Consider the following 2,015-nt stretch of genomic DNA (forward strand, 5'->3'; position numbering starts at 1 on the left):
TATTTTTATATCAGCAATTATGAAAAATGAGAAAGTTAAAATTAGTATAAAAGATAATGCAAAAGGAATACCAATAGAAGTTTTACCAAGAATATTTGAACAATATTTTACAACAAAACATAAAAATGTAGGAATAGGGCTTGGACTTAGTATGACATATAATATAATTGTTGAAGGAATGAATGGAAGTATTGCTGCTGTAAATGAAGAATATTCATATAATCAACAGAATTATATAGGAGCTAATTTCATTTTAACACTACCTTTGTCTTAAAAATTAACAATTTGATATATTTACCAAAACCTTTAGAAAGTTATGCTAAAATCCATTTATGACACCATTTAAAGTACACTCAGATTATACTCCAGCAGGAGACCAACCAAGGGCTATAAAAGAACTTAGCGATTCAATTAATGCAGGTAACCAATATAACACTCTTTTAGGAGTTACAGGTTCAGGTAAAACATTTACGATGGCTAAAGTAATTGAAAAAACTCAAAGACCAACACTTATTATGACTCATAATAAAACATTAGCAGCACAGCTATATAGTGAGTTTAAACAGTTTTTTCCAAATAACCATGTTGAATATTTTATTTCATACTACGATTACTATCAACCTGAAGCTTATATACCAAGAAGCGATTTATTTATTGAAAAAGATTCATCAATAAATGAAGAACTTGAAAGATTAAGACTAAGTACTACAGCTTCACTTTTATCTTTTGATGATGTTATTGTTATTGCATCAGTTTCTGCAAACTATGGTTTAGGAAACCCAGAAGAGTATCAAAAAATGGTACAAAAAGTTGAAGTTGGTTTTGAATATTCGCAAAGAGCATTTTTACTTAAACTTGTAGAAATGGGGTATAAAAGAAATGATAAGTTCTTTGATAGATCAGATTTTAGAGTAAACGGTGATGTTATTGATATTTATCCAGCTTATTTTGAAGATGAATTTATTAGAATAGAATTTTTTGCTGATGAAGTAGAATCAATTACTCAACATGAGTATTTAACAAATAATAAAACAAAAGATTTAGATGAGGTAACTATTTATTCTGTAAATCCATTTGTTGTTTCAAATGATAAACTAGCAGTTGCTGTTAAAAAAATAGAAGAAGAGTTACATGAAAGACTTGCAAATTTAAAAGAAAATGATAAATTAGTTGAACACCAAAGATTAAAACAAAGAGTAGAGTTTGATTTAGAGATGATTGAAGGAACTGGAATGTGTAAGGGAATTGAAAACTATGCACGTTATTTAACAGGTCAAGAACCTGGTGAAACTCCATATACTTTAATGAACTATTTTGAACAAATAAAAAAAGACTTTTTACTTATTGTTGATGAATCACATGTTTCATTACCTCAATTTAGAGGAATGCATGCAGCTGATAGAAGTAGAAAAGAGGTTTTAGTTGATTATGGATTTAGACTTCCAAGTGCTTTGGATAATAGACCTTTAAAATTTGATGAGTTTATTCATAAAGCACCATCATTTTTATTTGTAAGTGCAACACCAAATGAGTTAGAAGTAAATTTAAGTTCAGTAGTTGCAGAACAAATTATTAGACCAACTGGTTTACTTGAGCCTATAATTGATATTATGGATAGTGAACATCAAGTTGAAAAACTTTATGATGAAATCAAAAAAGTAATAGTAAAAGATGAAAGAGTTTTAATTACTGTTTTAACAAAAAAAATGGCAGAAGAGTTAGCTTCTTATTACAGTGATTTAGGTATTAAAGTAAAATATATGCATAGTGAAATTGATGCAATTCAAAGAAACCATATTATTAGAGAGTTAAGACTTGGAGTGTTTGATGTATTAATTGGAATTAACCTTTTAAGAGAGGGCTTAGATATTCCAGAAACTTCACTTGTTGCTATTTTAGATGCGGATAAAGAAGGATTCTTAAGAAGTAGAACAGCACTTGTTCAAACAATGGGAAGAGGTGCACGAAATGAAAATGGAAGAGTTATCCTTTTTGCAAAAAGAATAACCGACTCG

Annotated in this window: 2 protein-coding genes; both read left to right on the plus strand. The window is 28.7% G+C overall.

The window, feature by feature from the left end:
* Window positions 1–274: ATP-binding protein (locus ACERKK_RS13040; RefSeq protein ID WP_373773508.1), on the plus strand; the 274-nt coding region annotated here is incomplete at its 5' end.
* Between the two features lie 58 nt (window positions 275–332).
* Window positions 333–2,015, plus strand: a 1,683-nt coding sequence (gene uvrB / locus ACERKK_RS13045) for an excinuclease ABC subunit UvrB (protein WP_373773509.1), incomplete at its 3' end; no start/stop codon positions are given.

It is taken from the genome of Poseidonibacter sp. (assembly GCF_041821165.1).
GTDB lineage: Bacteria > Campylobacterota > Campylobacteria > Campylobacterales > Arcobacteraceae > Poseidonibacter.